Source organism: Caballeronia sp. LZ028, assembly GCF_031451415.1.
Classification (GTDB): Bacteria; Pseudomonadota; Gammaproteobacteria; order Burkholderiales; family Burkholderiaceae; genus Caballeronia; species Caballeronia zhejiangensis.
Genome location: NZ_JARUXN010000030.1, coordinates 1 through 3,427, shown reverse-complemented (window position 1 = coordinate 3,427; position 3,427 = coordinate 1). Strand labels below are relative to the sequence as shown.

3 protein-coding genes are annotated in these 3,427 nt (G+C 58.2%); all 3 read right to left on the bottom strand.

The window, feature by feature from the left end; translation table 11 throughout:
- Positions 1-108 precede the first annotated feature (108 nt).
- Complete coding sequence (locus QCE58_RS33885) at positions 109-1,095, bottom strand: HipA domain-containing protein (RefSeq protein ID WP_250522751.1); 987 nt, start codon at positions 1,093-1,095, stop codon at positions 109-111.
- 75 nt (positions 1,096-1,170) lie between these two features.
- Positions 1,171-1,350 carry a HipA N-terminal domain-containing protein gene (locus QCE58_RS34210; protein ID WP_350029391.1) on the bottom strand — a complete coding sequence of 60 codons (180 nt, stop codon included), beginning with the start codon at positions 1,348-1,350 and terminating at the stop codon, positions 1,171-1,173.
- A gap of 907 nt (positions 1,351-2,257) precedes the next feature.
- Positions 2,258-2,908 (bottom strand): hypothetical protein, encoded by a 651-nt coding sequence (locus QCE58_RS33880; protein ID WP_250522752.1) that lies wholly within the window; start codon positions 2,906-2,908, stop codon positions 2,258-2,260.
- Positions 2,909-3,427: the final 519 nt, after the last annotated feature.

Genomic DNA, 3,427 nt, shown 5'->3' with positions numbered 1-3,427 from the left:
ATCGGCTTGGCCATATCCTTTTCGTCGTCGAAACAATGAAAAGGTTAACAGGATTCATCGAGTGTAAACAGCCCCTTCGCTCATTTTGTTAAAGGTTCTAAGGTCAGCTTACGCGTCCACACGCATAAGCTCGTCCGCCATCGCTTCCAGCCGCTGGGCCTTTGCAAGTACATGTGCTGCAATCTTGCGGACAAGCTCGCGTTCACGGTCGATGTAGACCGGCGACTCCGCCAGCTCAGGCGCGTGCTGCATCGCGGCCCGGCCCAACATGGCCATCTCTACGGCGACAGCGGGCGCGGTGAGTTCGGCCTGTCGCGCGAAGACACGCATGTCTCGTGCGCCCACCGCGGCCGAATCAAACTGGTCGCCGAACGCCATCGCCATGCGCTGCTCGACCGCCTTGCCGTACACGCTCACGCTGAGCAGGTCGTACGCTGGCGCGGGCGTCAAGCCGCAGCTGTCCACAAAGAATGAGAGGTTTTTTCCGTGCGCGTCGCTGTTACCCGCGAGGAAATTGAATAGTGCCCAACTCACCAGTTGCCACCGGGCGGAATGGCTGTGCCGAAATCGCTTCTCGCGTTCGACGCTCTCGCCGGTCCCACCACGACCTAGCGTGAAGAGATTTTCGAAGCTCACACCGTCGCGGACAGATGCAAATCTCTCGTCGTCGCCAAAATTGCGCTCATATTTGAAGCTGGGTGGCATATCCAGCACCTGGCAGGCGTCGACCATGTGGCGGCGCCTGACGACGTCCCCATCGACGACGCGGTCGAAGCGCTCCACAACGAGAATCGGCTCGGGCACGCGCCGAATACTCACCGGCGCCACGGGAAGTCCGAGTGTTTTCGCCAAGGTCATGCAGAAGTGCTCATTGGCAACAATAGAGCTGATGATGGCACTCTCGCGCTGCGGCTTGAGAATGTGCGTCGACCAGGCCGAGCCTTGCGTTAGAAAGAGCCGGTCGTCCGCCATTCGCACCGGCAGTTTATCGTGCTGTCCCGCGAGCGAGGAGCAAAACTCCTTGCCCCATACAGCAAAATGCCGCGTCGCGCCGCGAATGCGCTCGCTCAACTCCTCGTCTCTGATTTCACGCAAAGCGGACTCCGCGGAACTCGGTAGAGCGTCAACAGGGGTGAACGTCAGCGAGCCGGCCGATTCGCGGCCCAGATGTTAGATGAGCGCAAAGATGTTCGCCTTCGAAATCCGCTTCATGCTTGAGACGGCATCCAGCGCACGCCCCTCCGGCAGCAAGTTGGCGAGAAAGCATGCAGCCGACAGTGACGAACTCGCTGGGCCGGAAACGGGCGGGATGTGCGGCGAGATGGGGTACGCGTCCTCGCCACGAGCCAGCCATTATGGGTCGTATTCGACCGAGAACGTTTGTTCGCGAGCTTCATGCGTCAGCAGACCAATCTTGTGGTCATCGCCGAACACATGCAGGTTGAGTGCACCCATCCAATTACTCGTAGAGACAACTTACCGTCGGCGTAGGCAGCAACATGACCGACGTGGGCCTGACCGATGCGAACAATGCCCATCGCTCGCGCCCGGATACACGCGCCAAGAGTCTCCGGCATCCATCTGTGACGGATGCCAACCAGCGCAAGAGACAGAGGAACGGCTAAGCTGATGCTTGTCGAGATCGTAGGCTGGACCGCGAGTTGTCCGCCTGTATTCGGAGCGAGGGCGTAACCGAGCGGACTATTGACCTTCTCGTTTCCGACGACGCACAAGAAAGATTCGTGCACTCCCAAGGTTGCAGTCATAGCTTGGCCCCCATGCTTCGCAAAGATGCCGTCCCAACTATGATACTCCAAGCGCACCGGACACGGAATTCGTTCCATCGTCTTCAACGTTTGCATCCGTAGGACGGCGTGGACATCGCAAGGTGTTTGCCCAAACTCAACTGCACTGCACGTTATCGCCCTCGTCCTCTCAGCAGGTATCCGTGATACCGTCCTGTAACCTTCTACTGCAAGATGGCGGCTATCAGAGCGTCGAACCGATCCCATTCCATCGCACCGCATCGTCCACCGCGACCTTTACGGCGGAGACCGGTCGCTGAAACCAAACGGAAGATGTCCTGACCCACTCGCCCGGTGAACCCGAGGCGGTGAGCGTGTTCTCAATGGATACTCGAAACCTACGTCTGACCACCCGGATGCGCACTATGATACGGGATGATCGACGATGAGCGTGTCGCGCAATGATGCCTTAGATATCTGCGTAACGCTCAGCCGTGTGGGTTTCACGCGTCTCAAACGAAACCGCCCACCCGCGTCTCGTCGTCAGCGCCAATGGTCCACAAATGCTTGTCAAAAACTCTTTCGACAAACCACTGCTGCCGCATGACCGTTTGCACTGCGACTTGAACGTCTTTTTCCGGAATCAGTGACCACCTGAAAGCTTGGTTGAGGCTGCCGACGGCGTCGCGAATGGCGATTCCGTGAGCTTGATACATCCGATCCCATTCTTGCGCGAATACAGCGTAAGAACCGTCGACACGCCACCCTCGCCTTTCGTCTGATCGACGGTCTTTGCACCACGAGTTCAACGCGGCAATCGCGCGTCTATCATAGATTCGGATATCGTGTCGCCCACTGAACCACAGGAATTTCGTGGCAGCGCTCAGCAGCGTCGGATCGCCCCCACGCTTTTTGCCCGGAAAGACTTTCCCAAGGTCGCTGGCGAGATTGGCTACCGTTTCGACTGCTTTGCTCTCTTCCTCCGCGGCAGCCTTCTCCACGCATGCGGCGACTTTGGTCCAAAATATCGGTGCCTGCTCGGCCCTTTCACTTTTTGTGACACCCGGAAGCGCGAAGTTGCGGGCGACTTGGTATTTCGCTCCAAGCTTTTGCAGTCTCTCGCCCACCGTCGCGCCCAGCGCCGAAGGGCGCAAGATATACATGTACCGGCGATCGGTAACGTACCACTGGTTCAGGTAAGAAAGTGCGCTATGATTTATCAGGTATTCGGCCATTACATTAAAGATAGAATTTGCTCACTCTTCTTATCGGACGCTCCCGAAAAAACTGAACCGTTAGTTTGAAATTGCACGGCCTGCTACGCAGTTTTTCCTCGCAGGGCACCGGTCGCCCCTATTGCGCGCAGCGGCAGGCGCGCCGCTCCGCGGAAGCCTTTCGCACTCCAGCGGCTCGCCGCTGCAGGTGGCGAGCTGTCGCACGCATCTCACTCTCTACGCTGCATGAACGCCGCGCCAGGCGGCAAAACGCGTTTCGACGTCAGTCAGCGAAGATCATGTTGCACTTCGCTTAAGAGAGGTGGCTGCGGGAATTCGGACAGCGGGATAAGTGGACCAGCCGAGGCCTTGAACCGCTTGGATTTCTTGGACAGTGCCGAGCGTTAGTGTTCGGTCTTTCATGAGCCTTCGGCCGTGGGCCGGAGGCTGTATTGCCGGGCGAATTCA

What these genes read in the sequence shown, in the direction of transcription:
- QCE58_RS33880 (WP_250522752.1), bottom strand. Translation starts at nt 2,908, where the DNA reads ATGTATATCTTGCGCCCTTCGGCGCTGGGCGCGACGGTGGGCGAGAGA.